The 23,151-nt window shown below is 49.0% G+C and carries 20 protein-coding genes; 4 read left to right on the forward strand and 16 right to left on the reverse strand.

The features are described 5' to 3' along the window. Positions 1-23: 23 nt before the first annotated feature. The 5 genes from pcrA to OXB_RS01840 all read right to left on the reverse strand — a co-directional run bounded on the left by pcrA (position 24) and on the right by OXB_RS01840 (position 6,454). Positions 24-2,261 (reverse strand): DNA helicase PcrA, encoded by a 2,238-nt coding sequence (gene pcrA, locus OXB_RS01820; RefSeq protein ID WP_041071407.1) that lies wholly within the window; start codon positions 2,259-2,261, stop codon positions 24-26. A gap of 51 nt (positions 2,262-2,312) precedes the next feature. Continuing rightward, positions 2,313-3,005: a heptaprenylglyceryl phosphate synthase gene (locus OXB_RS01825; protein ID WP_041071410.1), complete on the reverse strand. Its 693-nt coding sequence runs from the start codon at positions 3,003-3,005 to the stop codon at positions 2,313-2,315. A gap of 308 nt (positions 3,006-3,313) precedes the next feature. Further along, complete coding sequence (locus tag OXB_RS01830; RefSeq protein WP_041071413.1) at positions 3,314-3,634, reverse strand: YerC/YecD family TrpR-related protein; 321 nt, start codon at positions 3,632-3,634, stop codon at positions 3,314-3,316. Positions 3,635-3,664: 30 nt separating this feature from the next. Next, entirely contained in the window at positions 3,665-4,726 is a 1,062-nt protein-coding gene (locus OXB_RS01835; protein ID WP_231860343.1) for a DUF3048 domain-containing protein, read from the reverse strand. A 9-nt stretch (positions 4,727-4,735) separates the two neighbouring features. Beyond that, positions 4,736-6,454, reverse strand: coding sequence for an adenine deaminase C-terminal domain-containing protein (locus OXB_RS01840; RefSeq protein ID WP_084212362.1), 1,719 nt, complete (start codon positions 6,452-6,454; stop codon positions 4,736-4,738). Between the two features lie 212 nt (positions 6,455-6,666). On the opposite strand from OXB_RS01840, the gene OXB_RS01845 reads away from it, so the two are divergent. From OXB_RS01845 to OXB_RS01860, 4 genes are all read left to right on the forward strand, one after another. After that, positions 6,667-7,359 carry a class I SAM-dependent methyltransferase gene (locus OXB_RS01845; protein ID WP_052483824.1) on the forward strand — a complete coding sequence of 231 codons (693 nt, stop codon included), beginning with the start codon at positions 6,667-6,669 and terminating at the stop codon, positions 7,357-7,359. A gap of 146 nt (positions 7,360-7,505) precedes the next feature. Then, positions 7,506-8,858, forward strand: a complete 1,353-nt coding sequence (locus tag OXB_RS01850; protein WP_070098185.1) for a spore germination protein — start codon at positions 7,506-7,508, stop codon at positions 8,856-8,858. Continuing rightward, positions 8,855-9,973 (forward strand): GerAB/ArcD/ProY family transporter, encoded by a 1,119-nt coding sequence (locus OXB_RS01855; RefSeq protein WP_052483825.1) that lies wholly within the window; start codon positions 8,855-8,857, stop codon positions 9,971-9,973. Before OXB_RS01850 ends, OXB_RS01855 begins: the two co-directional genes overlap by 4 nt. Continuing rightward, complete coding sequence (locus OXB_RS01860; protein ID WP_041071419.1) at positions 9,952-11,070, forward strand: Ger(x)C family spore germination protein; 1,119 nt, start codon at positions 9,952-9,954, stop codon at positions 11,068-11,070. The genes OXB_RS01855 and OXB_RS01860 overlap by 22 nt, the downstream gene beginning before the upstream one ends. A gap of 219 nt (positions 11,071-11,289) precedes the next feature. Here the strand turns inward: OXB_RS01860 and OXB_RS01865 are convergent, their stop codons facing one another. The 11 genes from OXB_RS01865 to purE all read right to left on the reverse strand — a co-directional run bounded on the left by OXB_RS01865 (position 11,290) and on the right by purE (position 22,974). After that, on the reverse strand, positions 11,290-11,628 hold the full coding sequence (locus OXB_RS01865) for a PilZ domain-containing protein (RefSeq protein ID WP_041071422.1): 339 nt from the start codon (positions 11,626-11,628) through the stop codon (positions 11,290-11,292). Positions 11,629-11,935: 307 nt separating this feature from the next. After that, positions 11,936-13,195: a phosphoribosylamine--glycine ligase gene (gene purD / locus OXB_RS01870; RefSeq protein ID WP_041071424.1), complete on the reverse strand. Its 1,260-nt coding sequence runs from the start codon at positions 13,193-13,195 to the stop codon at positions 11,936-11,938. Positions 13,196-13,207: 12 nt separating this feature from the next. Continuing rightward, positions 13,208-14,743 (reverse strand): bifunctional phosphoribosylaminoimidazolecarboxamide formyltransferase/IMP cyclohydrolase, encoded by a 1,536-nt coding sequence (gene purH, locus OXB_RS01875; RefSeq protein WP_041071427.1) that lies wholly within the window; start codon positions 14,741-14,743, stop codon positions 13,208-13,210. Positions 14,744-15,098: 355 nt separating this feature from the next. After that, a complete protein-coding gene (purN, locus tag OXB_RS01880; RefSeq protein ID WP_041071430.1) occupies positions 15,099-15,668 on the reverse strand; it encodes a phosphoribosylglycinamide formyltransferase in 570 nt (189 codons plus the stop codon). Then, on the reverse strand, positions 15,665-16,723 hold the full coding sequence (gene purM, locus OXB_RS01885; RefSeq protein ID WP_041071433.1) for a phosphoribosylformylglycinamidine cyclo-ligase: 1,059 nt from the start codon (positions 16,721-16,723) through the stop codon (positions 15,665-15,667). The genes purN and purM overlap by 4 nt, the downstream gene beginning before the upstream one ends. A gap of 11 nt (positions 16,724-16,734) precedes the next feature. Further along, positions 16,735-18,159 (reverse strand): amidophosphoribosyltransferase, encoded by a 1,425-nt coding sequence (gene purF / locus OXB_RS01890; protein WP_041071436.1) that lies wholly within the window; start codon positions 18,157-18,159, stop codon positions 16,735-16,737. Next, complete coding sequence (purL, locus tag OXB_RS01895; protein WP_041071439.1) at positions 18,135-20,366, reverse strand: phosphoribosylformylglycinamidine synthase subunit PurL; 2,232 nt, start codon at positions 20,364-20,366, stop codon at positions 18,135-18,137. Before purL ends, purF begins: the two co-directional genes overlap by 25 nt. After that, complete coding sequence (gene purQ / locus OXB_RS01900; RefSeq protein WP_041071442.1) at positions 20,350-21,042, reverse strand: phosphoribosylformylglycinamidine synthase subunit PurQ; 693 nt, start codon at positions 21,040-21,042, stop codon at positions 20,350-20,352. The genes purL and purQ overlap by 17 nt, the downstream gene beginning before the upstream one ends. Then, entirely contained in the window at positions 21,039-21,293 is a 255-nt protein-coding gene (purS, locus tag OXB_RS01905; protein WP_041071446.1) for a phosphoribosylformylglycinamidine synthase subunit PurS, read from the reverse strand. The genes purQ and purS overlap by 4 nt, the downstream gene beginning before the upstream one ends. A 74-nt stretch (positions 21,294-21,367) precedes the next feature. Beyond that, positions 21,368-22,492 (reverse strand): 5-(carboxyamino)imidazole ribonucleotide synthase, encoded by a 1,125-nt coding sequence (purK, locus tag OXB_RS01910; protein ID WP_041071449.1) that lies wholly within the window; start codon positions 22,490-22,492, stop codon positions 21,368-21,370. Continuing rightward, positions 22,486-22,974, reverse strand: a complete 489-nt coding sequence (gene purE / locus OXB_RS01915; RefSeq protein ID WP_041071452.1) for a 5-(carboxyamino)imidazole ribonucleotide mutase — start codon at positions 22,972-22,974, stop codon at positions 22,486-22,488. The genes purK and purE overlap by 7 nt, the downstream gene beginning before the upstream one ends. Between the last annotated feature and the right edge of the window lie 177 nt (positions 22,975-23,151).

A 23,151-nucleotide genomic window follows, 5' to 3' on the forward strand; every position in this document is an offset into this window, starting at 1 on the left:
CATCTTTTGCTCCTCCATCTTACTTACGCTTTTTCGATCGGTGCAAATTTTGCAAGCAACCGTTTAATACCGACCGGATCCGGGAAGGCGATGTCGAGTTCGACTTCTTCACCCGTCCCTTTCACACTGACGACCATACCGGTGCCCCATTTTTTATGGACCGCCTTATCTCCGGGTCTCCATCCGAGCTTCTCGCCGCCGCTGGACTGATATATAGGTTTTTTGACCGCTGGGCGCATCGGTGCAGACGGGCGTACGGAAGAACGCGATCCGAAACCGAAGTCGTCTTCTCCCGGGATCACCTCGATTATTTCATCCGATATTTCGCCGATGAAACGGGATGGGCTATTATAGCTCGACCGTCCGAACAGCATCCGGAAAGAAGCAGATGTCAAGAACAGCTTCTGTTCCGCACGCGTAATTCCGACGTACGCCAATCGGCGCTCTTCTTCCATTTCCTCATCATCCCCGATGGAACGGGAATGCGGAAAGACGTTCTCTTCCATGCCGATGATGAAGACGACCGGAAATTCCAATCCTTTTGCTGCGTGCATCGTCATCAAGACGATTTTCTCCGACGATTGGTTCTCTTCTTTATCCAAAGAATCGATATCCGCAATGAGAGCGAGATCGGTGAGGAATGCGATGAGCGATCGGTCTCCGTTATCCTCTTCCGCCCGTTTTTCGAAAGCCTCCGTGACGGACAGGAATTCTTCGATGTTTTCCAAGCGACTTTCCGATTCGATTGTCTTATCATTTTGCAGCATCGCCCGATATCCCGTTTTTTCCAACACTTGCTCAACCAGTTCCGTCACCGTCAAATATTCCTGCATCTGGGTGAATCCTTCGATGAGTTCATGGAACTTCGCAACCTCATTGGCTGCACGCGGTGTCAAACCCATGAAATCGACTTCTTTCAACGCATCAAAAATCGGGGTGTCCCGCTCAATTGCATATCTTGCCATCCGGTCAAATGACGTGGCGCCGATGCTGCGCTTCGGTTCATTAATGATCCGGGCGAGCGCCAAATCATCCGCATTATTGGCGATCAAACGCAAGTACGCCAGCAAGTCCTTGATTTCTTTCCGATCGTAGAATTTCGTGCCTCCGACAATCGTATAATCGAGATTCGACTTCACCAAGAACTCCTCAATAACCCGTGATTGCGCATTTGTGCGATAGAGGATGGCGAATTGGTCGAGTTTCAGGTTTTCCTGTTCCTTCAATTCCAAGATCTTTCCTACGACAAACTGGGATTCATCCTTTTCATCGCTTGCCTTGTAGATATAGATCGGCTCGCCTTCTTCGTTTTCAGTCCTTAGCTTTTTATCATAGCGGCTGCGATTATTCGTAATGACATCATTCGCCGCATCCAAAATCCGTTTCGTCGATCGGTAGTTCTGTTCCAAAAGGATGATTTCAGCGTTTTGGTAATCCTTTTCAAAGGACAGGATATTGCCGATATCGGCCCCCCGCCATCTGTAGATCGATTGGTCAGAATCGCCTACGACGCAAATGTTCTTGAATTTGCTTGCCAGCATCTGGACGAGGCGGTATTGCGCATTGTTCGTATCCTGATACTCATCCACGTGGATATATTGGAATTTATTTTGATAAAACTCAAGGACATCGGGAACTTTTTCAAATAGGGTCAAGGTCAACATGATGAGGTCATCGAAATCGAGCGATTGGTTTTGGCGCAGTCGCTTCGCATAGCCGTCATAGACATCCGCCGCCGCCTTTTCGAACGGGTTGAATGAATTGATCTGCCCGCGGTATTCGTGCGCATCGATACATTCATTTTTTGCGGAACTGATGGCATTCAGCATGGAACGGGGATCGTATTGCTTCGGATCGAGGTTCAATTCTTTCAGGACGCTTTTAATGACCGTCAACTGATCGGCGGTGTCGAGAATCGTGAAATTCTTTGAAATGCCGATCCGATCGATGTCCCGGCGTAAAATCCGGACGCACATCGAGTGGAAGGTAGAAACCCACATCCGTTCGCCCGTCCCGTGGCCCAAGAGCCCATCAATCCGCTCGCGCATTTCCCGAGCGGCTTTATTGGTGAACGTGATCGCTAATATGTTGGAAGGGTAAATGTTTTTCTCCACGACTAAATAGGCGATCCGATGCGTCAGCACACGGGTTTTGCCGGAACCGGCCCCCGCCATGATGAGGAGAGGCCCTTCCGTTTTCTTCACAGCCCGTGCTTGCTCCGGATTCATGCCGGCGAGCAGGTTTTCTGAAATTGTATTCATAGCTTCTCGTCCTTTCGGAACATTTGTTCTTTATTATACAGCAATTCGGCCTTAAGAGGAAACGGATTTCACCGCTTCGACAGTAGAAAGGGCGGCTTTCAAGTCGTCGTAAATGATATTGCCCACGATGATCGTATCGGCGATGGCTGCCATCTGTTTGGCTTCCTCGGCATTTGTAATGCCCCCGCCGTAAAATAGGCGCGCCTTGTCGAGCACACGCTTGGCCGCCTCCACGATTTCAGTCTTGCCATAAATCCCGCTATATTCCATATAAAACACGGGGAGCTTGAAAAGGTGCTCCGCCATCCGGGCATAGGCAATGACATCCTCCTCGTCCGGCACTTCCGTGACGCCTGTCAATTGCCCGGCCTTGCAATCGGGATTCAAGATGCAATAGCCCTCCGTGATGATTTCATCCCAATTCATCATATGGCCGTACTCTTTCAGCGCCGCATGATGGATTCCGTTGATCCACTTCGTTTTCGTCGAATTCAAGACGGTCGGAATGAAATAATAATCAAACCCCGGCGTCACCGAATCGACCGTCGACACTTCAAGCGCGATCGGCACCGAATAGCGGCGCAGGCGGACAAGCAGATCCAACACATTTTCCAAGGTCACTCCATCCGTCCCGCCTACAATGATCCCATCCGTCCCCGACTCCGCCAATCGCTCCAATTCCTCATCCGCAATCGGCTTGGCCGGATCTAATTTAAAGGCATGCCGCCATAATATGTAATCCATCGTAACCACCCAACTCCCAAAATGTACATTCATTTCAGTATACCAAAAAAACCGGACGGAATCTTCTCCGGCCGGGGGACGGGGTTGTGAAAGTTTGTTGGAGTGATCAGTGCTTGCGTAGAGTCATGGGGCGCGAGCGTGAAGTTATGGCGCGGGCGCAGACTTATGGGCGGGGCGCGGCACAGAAGGGATATAGGGTGCCAGGTACAGACACCATTCGCGGTCTTTGCGAATTGTGGCTGTACCTGGCACCCCGGCTAGCTCCCACGTAAAAAACCGGAGGGCGCACACGCCCCTCCGGTTTTCCATCATTCCGCATCTTCTTTTTTGTCTTCCAGTTCGGGATACAGACGCGCCAATACTTTGCTGTAGCCGCCCGAACCATAGTCGACGCAGCGGCGGATCCGGGAAATCGTTGCGGTGCTCGCTCCCGTTTCGTGCTGAATGGTGTCGTACGTTTTCTTCAGCTTCAACATCCGGGCCACTTCCAGCCGCTGGGCGAGCGATTGCAGCTCACCGATTGTAAATAAATCATCAAAGAAATGGTAACATTCATCGAGGTCTTTCAATTCAAGTATCGCTCGGAACAATTGATCCGTCTGGTGACTGCGGATCTTATCGATTTGCATAGAAGGAATCCCTCTCTTCATATGATTTCATTACGGTGTATAGGTGACCGACGTTGCCATTCCCGGATTGGACGCGACAATATGGATCCAGGATTTCCCTGGAATCAATTTCGCCTGAAGGCCATCTTCGACAGGCGTCAAAAAGCCATTCTCGTTTTTCCACTCGATCTCCTTCACGATACCCGCATGGAATAACAAAGCCCGACCACCCGAGTTGATATCGATCGCTTGCCGTCCGACATTATCAATCGTCCGATGCGCCGCTTCGAATAGGAGAATATTGGACAGTTCCACCTGTTCACCGTTAGCCTTATCGACCGTCAAGATCCCATTCACGGTCCGCTCATATATCCCTTTCTCTGCGTCATACGTGTACACGCTTGTGAAATTGGGATCGGCGCCGTATCGGACGGTGATGGTCGATGCCATATCGCCTATTTTAGCATTTTCAATCGATTCATGGAAAGAAAGGGAAGGCTGCTTCTCCATTTCCATCGAAGCATTCACTTTCTCAGCCCCAGCCAACACATTCTCCCCACTAATATAGGAGTTGTGCGGAGCCCTTCTCTCTTTGGATCTTTGGAATAACACCCCGTCATATTGCATGCCGTTAATGTGATCGACCGTCCGATTCTGCAATAGTGTCTGTGCGTCCGGGCTGTAACCATGCGCTACATAAAACGCATCGATCCCTTTGGCGATATGGACGAAGTAGTCCCGGGCGCTCCGGACCGGGCCGATCTCTTCAGGCAATTCACTTTGGAATAAAGCCAAAAATCTTGTCACATTGCCTTCCGCGGCCATTTCATACACGATATCCGCTTGGCTGATGCCAGACTGCGGACGGGCAAGCGGATGATTATTGATCGTCGCCAACACAGGACGGCGGGTGTTTTCCGCATCCGACAATATCCCGGTGAACGGTTGTGGATATTGAGGAACCGGTTCGTTTTCTTCAACTATTTCTTGATCTGCACTCGGCGATGGAAGCGGGATCACTTCCGCTTCCACCTTCTCTTTTTTTGAACACGCGGTACACAGCAACAGGATGCTGGCCAACAAAAATGGCCATGCTCTCATGATCCCTTTCATATTGTCCCCCTATCTCTCAGTGAATGGAACGAGCACTTCATTTTTCATGACATCATATAAGCCGGCTTGGGTGATCCGGATATACGGCAAGTGGGTCGACTGGAGAAACAGGAACGTATAAACGACGTCTCCGTACGCATATCCTCTCTCCGCCAACGCCCCGACCAGCTCGTTTTGCTGTTCCATCAAGATTTCCAACGGCTCGATCGATCCGCCTCCGCCGAGCGGCAACGGGATAGCCGCGACGGTTTCCCCGTTCTCCGTCAGGACCATTCCTCCACCGATCCGTTTCATCTCATCGAATGCTCGAAGCATCTCTCTTTTATCTTTTCCGATCAAGATGATATCACCCGTGTTGGAGAAGGAGGAAGCCAACCCTTGCACATTCGTGGCGAACCCTTTAATAATCGCGTTGACACGCCATTTCCCGAAGCGGTCGATGAGCATTAAAAAGTTTTCGTCATGTTCTTCCGATAAACGGTTTTCCGTCGTGTCAATAGTGACCTCATACGGTTTAGTGATGACATCATTCACCATTTCAATTCCGATTGTATTGTCGAAGCGAAAATCCGAATCCTCCAGCTCGAACGGCGGAGCAAACGGAGCGACTACCGACCAGTCGATCGTTCCTAACGAGCCCGTCGATTCACCGTTTCGCTTCAACCATGTCCCTTTCGACAGGACATCCGTCGGAACCGGATTGAATTCATCTTCCAATATATTGAGGGAGGCGTAGCGGCCTGTCGCAATGACACCATGCAGGTCGGCCATGTCATAATAGCGGGCTATGTTATAAGATGCCATCTGGTAGGCGTCAATCGGAGGCACCCCCGCGTCGAGTGCAACTTGAATACATTTATCCATCATGCCGTCGTTATAGAATGAAGGGGTCGCCCCATCCGTCGTCATCATCAAATGATCGAAAACATCATGCCCTCTTTCGACCAAGCCTTTCAATAGATCCGGCAAATCCGGACGGATCGAGGAATGGCGGAGTGTGACTCCGTAACCATGGAGCAGCCGCGCTTCCACTTCTTCCACAGTCATCGCTTCATGATCCCCGTCAGCGCCGAGAAGCTTCATCCGTGCCAACGTCTTGTCCGAAGCCCCCGGGAAGTGCCCTTCGATTTTGATGCCCGCTGCTTTCGCCGTCGTCAGCGAAGCGAACATATCCGGATCTCCCTTCACAAGACGTGGCCAAGCCGTCAACTCGCCTCCCATCCGGACATCGGATCGCTTCAACCACTCGGCAACCGATTCCGGTCTGAATAATTCCTTCTCCTGTTGATGGGCCGTCTGTGAATCAAACCGGGTCCACCAATAATACGAGAACGGCATCTTCGCGAACTGATCCAGTAGCGTAAAGGATTTCTCATTGCCCAATGTCAGGAACAAGAGAAGATTATCCGCGATGAATGTCGTCGTTCCAAGACGCGCTGCATAATCCGCCAGCGTTTCGCAATTATACAAAAGGAACGGATGGACATGGGGCTCGATATAGCCGGGTACAATCTTTTTTCCCGCAGCATCGACGATTTCCGTCCCTTCTGTAACGGCAGGCATGTCCTTTCCTGCATAGCCGATCCGGTCGCCCACGATCCAAATATTCCCTGTCACCCATTTTTTATAAATGGAATGCAAGTAGGTTGCATTGGTAATGAGCAGATCGGGCGCTTGTTTTCCATTGATGATATGCAATTGTCGTTGTATTTCATTCATTTCCCACATCATATTTCTTCCTTTCCATGTAACATTCCCCTGTCCATAATCGTAGCATAGCGTGGAAAAGAAAAATAGATGATCTTTGTCCAGCGAGTTTTGAAAATTACATATGATATAGCATCACCGGCCGGCAGAGTTCCTGGATTTTCAATATGGAAGGAATCTTCAAAGTTTTGTGGAAACTATCCTTATACACTACCTAGATTGGATTTGATAAAATGACGGAAAAAATGACGTTCGATCAAAGAATGGCGGATGAATACGATCGGGGAATTCGAAGGAACATCCCTTCCTACGATGCGATGTTGCGGCTGGTCCAAACCTTCCTGCGGGTGAATTGCAAGCCGCAAGCCCGGTTGCTCATCGTCGGCGCCGGCGGGGAAAATGAACTGACCGCTTTCGGGACGAACAATCCCGATTGGACGTTCACCGCAGTCGATCCCGCGGATTCAATGTTGGAATTGGCCCGGATGAAGGCCGAACAGACTCAAATGGTGGACCGAGTGGAATTTATAGAAGGAACGGTCGATGATGTGGAAACAGATCAAGCTTTCGACGCTGCCAGCTGTTTGCTCGTCCTTCATTTTGTAAAGGAAGAAGATGAAAAGCTGCGGTTGTTAATGAAAATCCGGCAACATCTACACACCGGCGCGCCCTTGGTCATGACGACCATGTACGGCGATCCGGATGAGCCGGAATACGATGAATTATTCGCACTCTGGAGGGCCTATTGGCTGGACTCGACAAAACTGACACGCGCAGAAGTCGATGAAATGGAAAAAACGCTTCGAAGCCTCTCGTTCCTCCCGGAAGACAAAATCGTCGCTTTGCTGGAACAGGCCGGCTTCCGGAACATCGCCAAGTTCTTCTCTACGAACATGTTCGGCGGCTGGATTTGTAAAGCACAATGAGTGAAAACTAAATAGAACATTGCCCCGATTCCTGATGGAGCCGGGGCTTTTTATCGGTCTCGCTAGGAAGCGTGTATCATTCCTTAGTTACCGGGAACGCTAAAGACAAACTTTTTTCTACGCTTCACCTGAAGGGAGAGTTGCAATTGACTGAAAAACAAGCCCCTCCTATATTCGATGAACTAGCCGACCAATTCAAACCTACGGATGATTTGATTCAAACACCGTTGCAAATAAATGGCCAATCTGCATTCCTTTTCTTTTTGAAATCGGTAGTCGATGGAGATAAACTGCAGCAAACAGTCATCCGGCCTTTTTTTGAAATGGCTTCCGAAGAAGGTTTCGCTTCGTACATCCAATCTTTGCCGATCCAGACTGATATGCCGTCTAAAGAAAAATTGCTTGTTTTATTAACCGCGGGCCATGTATTGATCGCTATTGGAGATAATATTTTTTTGTTAGAGGTCCGCCTCGTTAAGAATAATGAAGTACAGGAAACCACGGTGGAACCGACCGTTCACGGGCCCCAAAAGGGGTTGAGCGAGGAAATTGAAACGACAATCAATTTGATCAGGCAACGATATCATAAGCCTTCTTTAATAGTTGAAACAGTCATAGCGGACGACAGTACGAATCGGAAGGTTGCCTTGCTCTATGATAATGATCAAGTCGATCCGGAGATGTTAAAAAAAATCAAAAAGCAGCTGGAAGAGCTCGGCACTCCTTTCTTCCAATCGGCGGGAGACCTCCAACATTTCATCAACAATAAAAGATTCACTCTATTCCCTTCGACATTGATAACAGAACGGCCCGATCGTATCGTCTATAATTTGATCAACGGGAAAGTGATTATCGCAATTGACGGAAGTCCGGATGTCATCGTAGCACCTGTCATCTTTTTCGATTTCATGTCATCGATGGAAGATAACTACCACGTCTTCAGTGTCACGACATTTACAATATTATTGAGATATATAGGTTTGTTCGTATGTCTTTTGCTTCCGAGTCTGTATGTGGCTGTGACATCGTATAATCCGGATATTATGAGATTAGAACTCGCGCTTACTGTAGCGGGCGGGCGGATCGGTGTACCGTATCCTTCATTTGTTGAAGTGCTTTTCATGCTATTCTTCGTCGAATTATTGACCGAAGCGAGCATGCGACTGCCGAAAGCCGTCAGTTCCACCGCGACGACTGTCGGTGGCCTCATACTGGGCACTGCTGCAACGGAAGCGGCACTTGCTTCAAATATCATGGTCATTGTCATTTCAGCAGTCGCCATTTCCACATTCGTCATTCCAATTAATGAGATGAGTTTTGCAGTACGGGTTATTCGGCTTCTCCTTCTCGTTTACACCGTTTTATTCGGAGTCGTCGGCTTAATTGTCGGGTTCATAGGGTTCATCATGCTTTTGGTGAATAAAGACAGTTTAGGCGTTCCGTATTTACGGATTCCATGGATGAATAAGAACGAAGAATTAAGGATGGACAAAAAATGAGCCGTTTCCTCTTCTATTTGATTTTGGTTAACATGCTGGCAAATATGGTTTCCCTCACGCCAAGGATTCTCATCTCCGGTAGTGATAGCGGGGCCGTCCTTTCGCTTATTATTGCAATTCCAGTCGGGATGGTGTTGACCTATATAATCATTTCCTTATTCAGCCTTTTCCCTGGGCAAGGCTTGCCTGAAATCTTAAAAGCGCACACACCAAAGTGGATTTCAATGCCCATTCTTCTTTTTTTCTCTATACTTTGGTATATCGCAGGGCTCTCAACACTTATCATCTACACGTTCATTATCATACGTTTCATAACGCCTGAGATGTCCATCTATATCATCGTATTAACTTTTGTACTTGTCATCACATACGGAATCTCGATGACTCCAAAAAATATTTTATATTTGAGCGAAATTGTATTTATTATTATCGTCCCTTTTATCGCCTTCATCCTAATAAAGGGGTATTTAAGTCATGATCTCGATTGGGATTATATACGTGTTGCCGTTATGCATATTAATCATTTGCCTGATTATCTGGCTTTTAGCACATCGCTCTTTATCGTCATCGGCGCTGCCAATTTAGTAATTTTCAATCGGTTCTTCACAAATTTGAAAAAACCGACCTGGAAAGGAATGACTCTTTTTACGGCAGTCTGCACATTCATCCTTTTCTCAACCTATTTCCTTCCGATAGGCTTTGGAGGGTTTGATTCGCTGAAAAATGTTCTATACCCGTGGATCATGACAAGTGATTCCATGCGTATGAAATTCGGGATCATTGAGAGGATCGTCTTTTTCTTCATCAGCGCATTTTTAGGCCTTGCCGTCATTAGCATGATCATGCACTGGCATGTTTCTATCCAGTTGTTATCGAGCGTCATTCATTTCAAGCGGTTCAAATGGAAAAAATATAATTTAACCATGCCTTTTTTTATCGTTTGCTTTTGGGCTTTCGGCATATTCACGACCAAAAAGATTACACTTAATGGGCTTTATAAAACGGTCCGGTTGTTTGATCAAATCTTTTTACCGATACTTCTACTATTGCTAATTGGCTGCCTTTTATTGGCGAAGAAAGGGGCTGCATCCAAATGTCAGGAAAGCAAAAAATGATAAAAGGCTTCTTCGCCATCACTATGTTAGCCGCCTTCCTTCTGCAAGCCGGATGTGCCTTTAAAGATATTGACAAGAGAATTTTTGTATTGGCAATCGGCATCGATCCTTCCGAAAAAGTGAAGAACGGGTTCAAGGTGTCATTGAAGCTGGCCAAGCCGGCCGGGGACGTCAAGCAGGCGATTTCCCAAAGCTTTACGTATTTAACTTATGACGCTAAATCGATTGCGGAAGCTATCCGCAATATGGAAACGCATGTCGATAAAACATTGGATATGGGACATAACAGAAGCATTGTAATTAACAAGGAATTGCTCTCCAAAGATTTGGATACATTCATGGATTATTTCACTCGGCGAGGGGATATCCAAATGATTGCTTACATTGCCGTTGCTGAAAAGACCGCCGAAGAAACGGTTTCCTTCGCCCCGGATACTGAGCCACCCGCAACAATTGCCTTATACAATTTTTTTGATAATACCGGCACAGAAAGCCCTTATGTAGTAACAACATTTCTCTTCGAATTCCGACGAGGCGTATTGAGCAAAGGAATTGATACCTTGTTACCTATCATCGATATCAACGAAGAGCAGAAACATTTTGAAATCAATAAATCCATCGTAATCAAATGGGCGGAAGAACCTGTAGAATTGACACAAGTGCAAACCAAATATTTAAATTCACTTATTAATGATGTAAACCAATTTAATTATAAAATTGAAGAAAATGACCAACTCATGATGTTATCCATCGATGAAGTGAAAATGAAATACAAAATTATTCTTGACGAAGGGGAGCCGCGAATCGATATGAAAATTACGAAGGTTGGTGTCGTCAGCGAATCGACGGAGCGGCTGAACAACTCGCACTTACAAAAGTACGGTAAATTAGCTGAAGAGGATATCGAAAAGAAAGTGATGGATTTATTGACAACCCTTCAAGAAAATAATGTTGATCCATTCGGGTTCGGCCTGCGCTATCGGGCGACCAGATTATCGCGAAAAGACTTGATCGAGGAATGGGAACGCATCTATTCCGATATCAAATTTAATGTCACAGTGAATGTCGAACTAAAAAGCACGGGAACGATTGAATAAGACAACGGGGCTGTCCAGAAAGTGGATTTTCCGGTTAAACACGCAAAAAGCAAGGGCTCTGGTCGCTTTCCGCGGGCCAGCCGACGAGCCTCCTCCGGCTTACAGCCGTGCGGGGTCTCGACGGCCGGCTTTCCCGCAGGAGTCTCCCGGCGCCCTTGCTTTTTGCTAGTATCCAACTCTGTGCCTGGACTTTTCGGACAGCCCCGTTGTGCGTGAAGATCAACTGTTTTTTATTTCAGAAAGTCGTTTGAAAACTCCATCCTTCATAAAACTGCAATTGGGAGGGGTTGGATCTGTTTTTAGTTGGATGGCGAAACGGTTCAAGGTTCGAACCAGCAATTGTTGTATGCTTTCAGTAGCATTGAATTGAATCCCATATCGGAAAAATTCTCCGACTACTTCACGCCAGACGATCGTCCCTGTCACACTGACTGTTTCCCCAAGTATTTCGGTCTCGAATTTCAGGATAATGTCTGGGTTCACCGGCAGATTGACAGTTGATAAAAACCGAAGTCCGCCAACCCCGATGTTTTCAATCAAAATTTCAGTCGTTCCCATCGTGACATAGTTTCCCTTGTATTTGGCGATTGTCATATGACCGGACAGGGGAAATACCGGTTCAATCCGAAATCCCTCATTACTGTAAAAAGAAAGGAGAAGTACGTATGAATCTAGACCCGATTACTCACCGTACTCCTCCTAAAAAGTAATTATTATATTGATGAAACGATCACAAGGGCTTGGGATAGATGTCACTTTACGAAATTAGTTTCAAACCATCATACTAAAAAAGCCTAGGAGATCTGTTTCCAGAATCCCCAAGGCTTTTATAACACTAGCACATATCGACTGTTACTCTGAACTTTTATTCGAACGTCCGCCAGCCGATGTCATTTCGGTAGAAAAACCCGTCCCATTTCAACTGGGATAGTCCTTCATACACCTTTTCTTGCGCTTCCTTCAACGAATCCGCCTGCGCGGCAATTAACAACACACGTCCGCCATTGCCGACATAGCGATCGCCTTCCAATTTTGTTCCGGCGTGGAATACTTCCAGCCCGTGGGATCTCAATTCATCCAGATTCGGCAATGGATTGCCTTTTACGACATCCCCCGGATACCCGTCCGCTGCGACGACGACACCGAGCATCGACTCGTCATGCCATTTCAGGTTATACGGTTGTCCCGCCATCAGAGCGGACATGAATTCACCGAAATCGGACGCCATTCGCGGGAGGACGATTTGTGTTTCCGGATCGCCAAAACGTGCGTTGAACTCGATCACTTTCGGCCCTTCCTTTGTCAGGATCAAACCGGCATATAAGATTCCCGTAAACGGGGTTCCTTCCGCCGCCATCGCTTCCACTGTCGGTACGACGACCTTGTCATATGCCTCTTGCACGACGCTTTCCGAGATTTGCGGAACCGGAGAATACGCACCCATTCCGCCCGTATTCGGACCTTTGTCTCCGTCATAGGCACGCTTATGATCTTGGGCGATGACCATCGGATAGATCTGCCCGTCGTGGACAAAAGACATATACGAGAATTCCTCGCCGTCCAAAAATTCTTCGATGACCACTTTGGAGGAGGACTCGCCGAATTTTTGATTGCCAATCATATCATCCACTGCTTCAAGCGCCTCATCCAATGTAGTCGCAACGATTACGCCTTTGCCTGCTGCCAGGCCGTCCGCTTTTACGACAATCGGCGCGCCCTGCTCGCGGATGAACGCCTTTGCCTCTTCCGCATCGGTGAAGGTGCCATATGCCGCGGTCGGAATATTATATTTGACCATCAATTCTTTTGCGAATGACTTGCTGCCTTCGATCAAAGCCGCTGCTTTCGTCGGTCCGAAAGCTGTCAGGCCTTGCTCTGCAAAATAGTCCACAATTCCTTCCGCCAACGGTTGCTCCGGACCGACAAAGGTCAAATCGATGCCGTTTTCCTTGGCGAATGCCGCAAGTGCTTCAAAATCCGTCGCCTGGATTGCGACGACTTCCGCATCGGCTTTCATGCCGTCATTGCCCGGAGCGACAAATACGCTCTTCACGGAAGGTGATTGATTGAACTGACGGGCAATCGCATGCTCCCGGCCGCCACTGCCAATAACGAGTACTTTCACTGGATTTCCCCCTTAATGTTTGAAATGACGGACGCCTGTGAAGACCATGGCGATGCCGTATTCGTTCGCTTTCTTGATCGAATCTTCATCTTTCACCGAACCACCCGGCTGAATGATTGCCGTAATGCCGGCTTGTGCCGCTGCTTCAACGGTATCGTTCATAGGGAAGAATGCGTCAGATGCAAGCGCCGCCCCTTTGGCACGCTCCCCTGCTTGCGTCAATGCGATATTCGCTGCTCCGACACGGTTCATTTGACCCGCTCCGACGCCCAGCGTCATCCGGGAATCCGAGACGACGATCGCATTGGATTTCACGTGCTTCACAACTGCCCAGCCAAGGCGCAATGCTTCCCATTCTTCGTCCGTCGGCTCACGGTCGGTTGCGACGCGAATTTCCGCATCTGAGAATCCGTACGAGTCCGGCTCTTGCATCAACAGACCGCCTTCTACAGATACTGTGTTCCACTGATCTTTCTTGCTTTGTTCGAATGAAATCGTCAATAGGCGGATGTTCTTTTTCGCTGTCAGCAATTCAATCGCTTCCGGCGTGAAGGAAGGAGCGATGACGATTTCCAGGAAAATCCCCGACAATTGCTCAGCCGTCGCCGCATCGACTTCACGGTTGAGTGCGACAATTCCGCCGAAAATGGAAACCGGATCCGCTTCATATGCTTTATTGAATGCCTCAGAAATCGTTACTCCCGTTCCGACGCCGCAAGGATTCATATGTTTCACCGCAACCGCTGCAGGCGCATCGAATTCCTTAACGATCTGGATTGCCGCATTGGCATCCTGGATATTGTTGTACGAAAGCTCTTTGCCGTGCAATTGCTCCGCATAGGCGATGGAGAAATCCGAGCCGAGCGGACGGCTATAAAATGCCGCTTTTTGATGTGGGTTTTCTCCATATCGAAGGGGTTGCTTCAGCTCGTATGTATACGTCACTTGTTCCGGGAATTCTTCGCCCGCCAGCTCTGTTAAATAGCCCGAAATGAGTGCATCGTACGCTGCGGTATGACGGAACACTTTCGCTGCAAGACGGCGGCGTGTTTCCGGTGTCGTGTGGCCTTCCGCTTTTAATTCGGACAAGACTTGATCGTAATCTACAGCGTCGACAATAACGGTCACATAGGCATGGTTCTTCGCAGATGCACGAAGCATGGCCGGACCGCCGATATCGATATTTTCAATCGCATCTTCGACAGATACATCCGGTTTGGAAATGGTTTCTTTGAATGGATACAGATTGACACAGACGATATCGATCGGACGGATGCCGTGTTCTTCCATTTGCGCTTGGTGTGATGGATCGTCCTGTTTTGCCAGCAGCCCGCCATGGATCATCGGGTTAAGTGTTTTCACGCGGCCTTCCATGATTTCCGGAAAACCGGTCACCTCGTCAACCGCTGTCACCGCGACACCGTTGTCTTTCAAATGCTTCATTGTTCCGCCTGTCGATAAAAGCTCATAACCCAGCCCTTCCAGCGCCTGGGCGAATTCCAATATGCCGCTTTTATCCGACACACTCAGCAATGCACGTTTTTTCACGAATAAACCCTCCGTTTTTTGGTAATGGACAGATCAATTTTTCATCTTTACAATTTGCTTGCACTCGCCCGGTGATTGCTTGCACTCGATGGTCGGTTGCTTGCACTCACCGGTTGCTTCATTGCATCCAGAGGACAGTTGCTTGCAGACATCCAGGTCCTTGCACTCCAACCTAGTTTGCTTGTGCTCGATTGTCGTTTACTTGCACTCACCTGCTGGTTCTTTGCACTCAACAATTAGTTGCTTGCACATCCAGTTCCTTGCGCTTCACCCTGGGTTGCTTGCACTCAATTCCCGCTTGCTTGCACTCACCGGTTGCTTCATTGCACCCAGAGGACAGTTGCTTGCAGCCGTCCTAGTTAAACAACTGCTGCAAAGTTTCTTTATACAACTCATGCTCCACCGCATGGATCGCTTCCGCCGTCTTGACCGCATCGCTATCAATTACATCGACCGCGCGCTGTGCTAAGATCGGTCCCGTATCCATCCCTTCATCCACCAGATGGACGGTGACGCCTGTCACTTTGACGCCCTTTTCGATGGCTTGGCCGATTGCATCCTTGCCGGGGAATGCAGGAAGCAAGGATGGATGGATATTGACAATCCGGTTCGGATACGCCGCCAATAATACCGGACCGATCAACCGCATATAGCCTGCCAATATCAACCACTCCGCCCCTGCTTCATGCAAGATAGATAAAACCGCTTCTTCATACGCCTGTTTCGAATCAAATTCCTTCGGACGGAATCCTGCAATCGGGACGCCTGCTTTTTCCGCGCGTTCGACGACATATGCTTCCGGCTTGTCCGTCACCATCATGACGATTTCCGCATTCAGTTCCCCGTTGCGGCAAGCTTCTTCGATTGCCGCAAAATTACTGCCGCTTCCAGAAGCGAAAACGGCAATTTTTTTCTTATCGGTCATCCTTCCAAACTCCCGTCGTGCGTTCCTGTGAACACAACTCCTTCGCCTTTTACGACACGGCCGATCAAATATGCCTGTTCGCCTTGCTCCGCTGCAATTTCAATCGCTCTCGCCGCATCGGCTTCCGGCAGTGCAACGACAAAACCGATTCCCATATTGAAGACGCTATACAAGTCTTTATCCGTCAATTCGCCTTTTTCTTTCAGCATGTTGAATACAGGAAGAACTGGCCAAGACCCAAGATCAATCTCGACTCCGAACCCATCCGCCAACATACGAGGCAAATTCTCGTAGAATCCTCCGCCTGTAATATGGCCCATCGAATGGACATCCAATTCCTTGTGCATTTGCAAAACCGGTTTTGCATAGATTTTCGTCGGTTGCAGCAATGCGTCGCCGACTGTGCCTAGCTTTTCATAGCCGTCAATCGTTTGGTCGATTGCATAGCCTTCATCTTCCAAAACGATTTTCCGGACAAGCGAATAGCCGTTGGAATGGATTCCGCTCGAAGCGATGCCGACTAGAACATCGCCATCCGCCACTTTTTCTCCTGTAATGATGTCGCTCTTCTCGCATGCACCGACCGCGAATCCCGCCAAGTCATATTCATCCACATCATAGAGGCCCGGCATTTCCGCCGTTTCCCCGCCGATCAATGCGGCGCCCGACTGGACACAGCCGTCCGCAATCCCTTTGACGATCGCTTCGACCTTTTCCGGCACCGCTTTTCCGAGCGCAATATAATCCAGGAAATACAGCGGTTCGGCCCCTTGCGCCACGATATCATTGACGCACATCGCCACACAATCGATTCCGATCGTATCGTGCTTGTCCGCCATGAACGCAAGCTTCAATTTCGTCCCGACACCATCCGTACCCGAAATCAAAACCGGCTCTTTAAAATTAAGGGCAGAAAGGTCGAACATGCCGCCAAATCCACCGAACGTTCCTGCAACCCCTTTTCTCGCCGTCCGAGCCACATGCGACTTCATACGTTCAACGGACTCATAGCCCGCTTCAATATTTACACCCGCTTTTTCATACGCCTTCGACATGGAAAGGCCTCCTATCGTACGATTTCTTTTTCATGCGGCATTGCCGTATCCGAATAGATGTCTGTCGGATATTCGCCCGTAAAGCATGCCAAGCATTGTCCGCAATTTTTCATCTGAGGGGAACGGCCCATCGCGTTCAACATTCCTTCTATTGAAAGGAATGTCAGGGAATCCGCACCGATCAGTTCCCGGACTTCCTCTACGGAACGGCCTGTTGCAATGAGCTCCGAGTCCGTGCTGATGTCCACTCCATAATAACAAGGGCTGACGAGCGGAGGAGATGCGATGACGACATGGACTTCCGTGGCGCCTGCCTCTTTCAATAACGAGACGATCCGCCTCGAAGTCGTCCCCCGCACGATCGAGTCGTCAACCATGACAACCCGTTTGCCATTGACCACTTGATGGACCGGCGACAGCTTCATCTTGACCCCCTTTTCCCGTAAAGCCTGGGAGGGTTGAATGAACGTCCGACCGACATACCGGTTTTTGATGAGTCCGAGCTCATAGGGAATGCCGCTCTCCTCAGAAAATCCGATTGCTGCCGAAATGCTGGAATCCGGCACACCGGTCACGACATCCGCATCGATGTGGATTTCCCTAGCCAACTGCTTTCCGCACCGTTTCCGCGCCATATGGATGTTGATATCATCTATATCCGAATCCGGCCGGGAGAAGTAGACATACTCCATCGAACAGATTGCCCGATCCGCAGCCGGCGCAAACCGTTCCGATTGCAGTCCTTTATCATTGATGATCAACAATTCCCCAGGCTCGACCGAACGGATATGTTCAGCGCCGATAATGTCAAATGCACAAGTTTCGGATGCGACGACCCACGCATCACCCAGCTTCCCGAGGGATAGCGGACGCAACCCGTTCGGATCCTGCGCCACCATGAGACCTTCCTCCGTCAATAGGACAAAGGCAAAAGCACCCTTCAAAATCGCCAATGCTTTCTTCACACGGTCCCGTTGTGTCAATGAGCCGCTGCTTCTCTTGATCAAATGGGCGAGCACTTCTGTATCTGATGTCGTTTGGAAAATGCTTCCTTGCTTCTCTAGATGTTCTTTCAAGTCACGAGCGTTGACAAGGTTCCCATTATGAGCGATGGCCATGCTTCCTGTCGTAGAACGGAATACGAGGGGTTGGACGTTCTCAATGCCGCGGCCGTCCTCCGTCGTATAACGGACTTGCCCGATTGCACTGCGTCCTTTCAACCCTTCTATCTTGTCGCCGGAGAACACTTCATTCACTAAGCCTTCGCCTTTAATGACTTGGAGCCCTTTTCCATTCTTTGTTGCAATACCGGCGCCTTCCTGCCCACGGTGTTGCAGCGCGTGCAGACCATAGTACGTGAGCTGCGCCGCATCTTCATTTCCCCAAATGCCAAACACGCCGCACTCTTCGTTTATGCCTCTGAGTTCAGCAAGCATTGGATTGCCCCTTTCCAAGCGGAACGGAATTCCTCCACCGTCCCGTCAATCAATGTAGCGTCATGATCGCCTTTAATCACAAGTTGTCCGTTATCTGTCACAGTACCGATTTTTACTGCATCCGCCACCGCTTTTTCAAATGCCGCTGCATTCTCTTCTTTCACCGTCACAAGGAAACGGGATTGCGTTTCGCTGAATAAAGCAGTAACTGCTGAACCCGAAACAGTGACTTCCGCTCCGAGGCCCGCCGTACCGAATGCTTTTTCACAAAGCGCTACCGCAAGTCCGCCTTCGGATAAGTCTGTCGCCGATTGAACGAGATTGTTTTGAATCGCTGCGAGCAACTCTTGCTGACGTTTCGCTTCCACATCCAAATCGATTGCCGGTACTTGTCCGGAGATCTTCCCTTCGAGCATTTGCTGTAATTCGCTTCCGCCGAACTCCATCGCTGTCTCGCCGATCAAGTAAATGACATCTCCAGCTTGTTTGAAGACAGTTGTTGTCACTTGGGAAAGGTCATGGACGAGCCCTACCATCCCGATGGTCGGTGTTGGATAGACCGGCACGCCGTTCACTTCGTTGGATAGGGAAACGTTCCCGCTGATGACCGGGGCATTCAATTTCAAGCATGCTTCTGAAATACCGTCCGCAGATTTTTCAAGCTGCCAAAACACTTCAGGCTTATCTGCACTACCGAAATTCAGGCAGTCCGTGATCGCAATCGGTTCGGCACCGGAGCAAACCAAGTTCCGTGCTGCTTCCGCAACTGCAATTTTCCCGCCTGTTTCCGGATCTAAATAAACGAAACGTGAGTTACAATCCGCTGTCATTGCAAGACCTTTATTCGTCCCTTCCACACGAATGATACCGGAAGATGACCCCGGTGCTACGACTGTATTATGCCCAGCTTGCGTATCAAACTGATTATAAAGCCATTCTTTTGAGGCAATCGTCGGGCGTTTCAATAACGCCTTCAATGTTTCATTCAAATCATCAACAACCGGTTCTTTCATTTCCATCGCTTGGAACTCTTTGAAGTAAGCCGGTTCTTCCGACTTTTTATGATAAACAGGTGCATCTTCAGCTAGTGCGTCAGCCGATACTTCCGCCACCACTTCCCCATTGTGGAGGAGGCGCAGCATTTTATCATCTGTGACTTGGCCGATTGCAACTGCATTGACATTGTATTTCTCAAATAGGTCGATGACTTCTTGTTCACGGCCTTTTTTCACGACGATCAACATCCGCTCTTGCGATTCGGACAACATCATTTCATAAGCTGTCATACCTGCTTCACGTTGTGGAACCAAATCCAGGTTCAGTTCGACCCCATAGCCCGCTTTCGAAGCCATTTCCGCAGAGGAAGACGTTAAACCGGCCGCTCCCATGTCTTGGATTCCAATAAGTGCATCCGATTTGACTAGCTCCAAGCAAGCTTCCATAACCAATTTCTCAAGAAACGGATCTCCCGCCTGCATGACCGGCAATTCCGCTTCTTCATCCACTGCCACCTCGACTGATGACATGGTAGCCCCATGGATTCCGTCACGACCCGTCGTCGCACCCGCATACATGACCGTATTGCCTACTCCGGACGCAACTCCTTTTTGGATATCTTCGTGATTCAATAAACCGACAGCCATCGCATTGACGAGAGGGCGTTTGGAATAGCTATTGTCAAACTGCACTTCGCCTGCGATTGTCGGGATCCCGATAATGTTCCCGTAGCTGGCCATTCCCGCCACCGCTTCTTCCAATAGATAACGGTCCCGTTCATCCGTCAAATCGCCAAAACGAAGAGAGTTGACGAGCGCCACCGGACGGGCACCCATGGAAAAGACGTCGCGAAGAACACCGCCCGCTCCTGTTGCCGCACCGATGAAAGGCTCAATGGCTGAAGGCGAGTTATGCGACTCCATTTTAAAGACAGCCGCTTGATTATCGCCGATATCGACAATCCCAGCCCCTTCTCCCGGACCCTGCAAGACACGTTCGCCTTTCGTCGGGAATTTTCGGAGGACCGGTTTAGAGCTTTTATAAGAACAATGTTCAGACCACATGGCAGAGAATAGACCCGTTTCCGTATAGTTCGGCAGGCGGCCCAAGATGCCTTCCGCCCGTTCGAATTCCTCATCGGTCATGCCCATTTGGCGATATAACTTTTCCTCTTTGATCTGTTGTGCTGTTGGTTCATGCATGGCTGACATTGTTTTCACTCCAATTTTTCAAGATTGATTGAAATAAAGGGTATCCATCTGTTCCACCGATGATTTCTTCAACCGCCCGTTCCGGCAGCGGCATCATACCCAAGACATTGCCCTGTTCATTCAACACGCCGGCAATCGCACCCGTGCTGCCGTCACTGTTATCTTCCACATAAGTGAAAACAATACGGTCGTTCTGTTTCAGTTCCTCCAATGTTTCTTCATCGACAAAGTAGTTGCCGTATTGATGCGCGAATGGGATGGAGATTTCTTGATTCTCCGCATATTCGGAAGTGAATAGGGAAGATTTGTTTTGAATGGCGAGCTTCGCTTTGCCTGTTCTGAACTTCAATCCTTTGTTTTGAAGGAACGCCCCCGGCAATAGCCCGGCTTCCGCAAGGATTTGAAAACCGTTCCCGACACCCAATACCGGCTTTCCGGATGCCGCAAACGCTTGTAAGCTTTCGATAGCCGGTGAAGCTTGTGCAAGAGCGCCTGGGCGGAGGTAATCTCCATAGGAAGCACCGCTCGGAATTAAGACTGCATCATACTGCATTAGTTTTTGGTCGGCATCCAAATGCCAAACTAAATCTGCTTCTTCACCAACCACTTTTGTGACTGCATGAAGCATGTCCACATCGGAACTTAAGCCTGGAAGCACTAAAATAGCGAACTTCATTTGCCCGCAACCTCCCCGATTTCAAAGCGGTAGTTTTCAATGACTTTATTCACCAGAAGCTTCTCACACATCTCCGTGACACGCGCTTCAATCTCCTGATTTGTCCCTTCCAGTTCCAGTTCGATCAGTTTCCCTACGCGGACATTGCCCACTTCGTTGAAACCTAATGCGTGAAGAGCTTCTTGAGTCGCGATTCCTTGTGGATCTACTACACTTTCACGGAGCGTTACGTATACATTTACTTTCGTCATGTTTGGTTCCTCCCAAATGGAATTAGATTAGAATTGTTTGAAGGTCTGTTTTTCGCAAATTGGTTCGGATCTGTTTAATCTTCCCAGATACCCGTGGCGACAATTTCTTGCAGCGTGTTCTCAACATCATCGGTCATAATCGTAATATGCCCCATCTTGCGCTTCTCTTTAGCCTCCGCTTTGCCGTACAGATGGACCGACCAATCGGGGTGTTGTTTGATGACCCGGATCAGCGGGGCGACATGTTCCCCTAGGACATTGACCATGATGGAAGATGCCCATAATTTCGGCTTGCGGAGCGGCCACCCACAGACAGCACGGATATGTTGATGGAATTGGGAAACATTGCACGCTTCAATGGAATAATGACCCGAATTATGCGGCCGTGGGGCCAATTCGTTAATGATGATTTCATTGTTTTCCAGCACAAACATTTCAACTGCCAACGTACCAACCAACTGTAGGTGATCAGCAATTTTCTGTGCCGCTTCCTCAGCTCGTTGGATGACCGATGCGGCTACGCGCGCCGGTACGATCGATTCATGCAAAATATGATGCTTGTGGATGTTTTCCGCTACTGGCAAACAATATGATTCGCCTGCAGCATTCCGCTGAATGATGACAGAGATTTCCTTGATAAATGGAACGAACGCTTCCGCAATGCAGGCCGAATGGGCAAAGAGCGATTCTGCCTCTGGCAAATGTTTCGGAGAATCTAATTTCAATTGCCCTTTTCCGTCATACCCGCCAAATGCCGTTTTGACGATGCAAGGAAAGCCGATTGTGTCGATGGCATCTTTTAATTCATCAAACGTCTGGGCTGCAATATAAGGAGCGACCGGGGCGCCGGCTTGTCGGATTTCCGCTTTCTCGGTGATCCGGTTTTGTGTAATCCGGACGAGATCGGCGCCTTGCGGGACATGCGCAATTTCGGAAAGTCGCTTTAACCCCTCAAAGTCAATATTTTCAAACTCATATGTGATGACATCGCTCACCTCGCCCAATTCTTCAAGCGCCGCTTCGTCATTATAGGGAGCGACAATCTGGATATCGGCAATCTGGCCGCAAGGAGAATCCATCGTCGGGTCGAGAACCGCAATTTTAAATCCTGCTTCTTTCGCCGCCAATCCCATCATCCTGCCGAGCTGGCCTCCGCCGATGATGCCGATCGTCTGCCCCGGTAAAATGGTCTTCACAATAACTCACCGCTACTTTCTAAGGCAATTTTCCGCATTAGGTCACGACGCGTTTCAATCCGTCCCCTCAATGCTCCGTCATGGACACCGAGGAACTGGGCAGCAAGAAGGCCTGCATTCACAGCCCCTGCCTTGCCGATAGCCATCGTGGCCACCGGAACGCCGCCCGGCATCTGGACGATGGAGAGCAAGGAATCCATACCATTCAATGCTTTGGATTGGACCGGCACCCCGATGACAGGAAGAACCGTTTTGGCAGCGACCATACCCGGAAGATGCGCAGCCCCTCCTGCTCCCGCAATGATCACCTGCAATCCTCTATCGTGAGCCTGTTCAGCATATTCGAACATAAAATCCGGCGTCCGATGTGCGGAAACCACTTTTTTCTCGTACGGAACATTCAATTCATCAAGGACATCGCATGCATGTTTCATCGTGTCCCAATCGCTTTTGCTCCCCATGATCACACCGATTTTCGGTTCCACTTCGTATCTGCCCCTTTTCAAATCAATATGCAAATTTTTAGTTTACTGTTAATCAAAAAATATCCCCGGAGAATAGCCTCCTCATATGCATGAAGAGCTAATTCCGGGGATATCGAAGAAATACGTCGAGCGGATGGAGAACCTGTTCGGATGCCCTTCCCGCTTGCCGTCTTCAAT

The organism is Bacillus sp. OxB-1 (genome assembly GCF_000829195.1).
GTDB lineage: Bacteria > Bacillota > Bacilli > Bacillales_A > Planococcaceae > Sporosarcina.

Bases quoted from the DNA above. Each gene is read 5' to 3' on its own strand.
- OXB_RS01825 (WP_041071410.1), bottom strand. From the start codon at position 3,005: ATGGATTACATATTATGGCGGCATGCCTTTAAATTAGATCCGGCCAAG.
- OXB_RS01845 (WP_052483824.1), top strand. From the start codon at position 6,667: ATGACGGAAAAAATGACGTTCGATCAAAGAATGGCGGATGAATACGAT.
- pcrA (WP_041071407.1), bottom strand. From the start codon at position 2,261: ATGAATACAATTTCAGAAAACCTGCTCGCCGGCATGAATCCGGAGCAA.
- purF (WP_041071436.1), bottom strand. From the start codon at position 18,159: ATGCTTGCTGAACTCAGAGGCATAAACGAAGAGTGCGGCGTGTTTGGC.
- purN (WP_041071430.1), bottom strand. From the start codon at position 15,668: ATGACCGATAAGAAAAAAATTGCCGTTTTCGCTTCTGGAAGCGGCAGT.
- purS (WP_041071446.1), bottom strand. From the start codon at position 21,293: ATGACGAAAGTAAATGTATACGTAACGCTCCGTGAAAGTGTAGTAGAT.
- OXB_RS01865 (WP_041071422.1), bottom strand. From the start codon at position 11,628: ATGGGAACGACTGAAATTTTGATTGAAAACATCGGGGTTGGCGGACTT.
- purL (WP_041071439.1), bottom strand. From the start codon at position 20,366: ATGTCAGCCATGCATGAACCAACAGCACAACAGATCAAAGAGGAAAAG.
- OXB_RS01855 (WP_052483825.1), top strand. From the start codon at position 8,855: ATGAGCCGTTTCCTCTTCTATTTGATTTTGGTTAACATGCTGGCAAAT.
- OXB_RS01860 (WP_041071419.1), top strand. From the start codon at position 9,952: ATGTCAGGAAAGCAAAAAATGATAAAAGGCTTCTTCGCCATCACTATG.
- OXB_RS01835 (WP_231860343.1), bottom strand. From the start codon at position 4,726: ATGAAAGGGATCATGAGAGCATGGCCATTTTTGTTGGCCAGCATCCTG.
- purQ (WP_041071442.1), bottom strand. From the start codon at position 21,042: ATGAAGTTCGCTATTTTAGTGCTTCCAGGCTTAAGTTCCGATGTGGAC.
- OXB_RS01830 (WP_041071413.1), bottom strand. From the start codon at position 3,634: ATGCAAATCGATAAGATCCGCAGTCACCAGACGGATCAATTGTTCCGA.
- purM (WP_041071433.1), bottom strand. From the start codon at position 16,723: ATGTCGAAGGCGTATGAAAAAGCGGGTGTAAATATTGAAGCGGGCTAT.
- OXB_RS01840 (WP_084212362.1), bottom strand. From the start codon at position 6,454: ATGTGGGAAATGAATGAAATACAACGACAATTGCATATCATCAATGGA.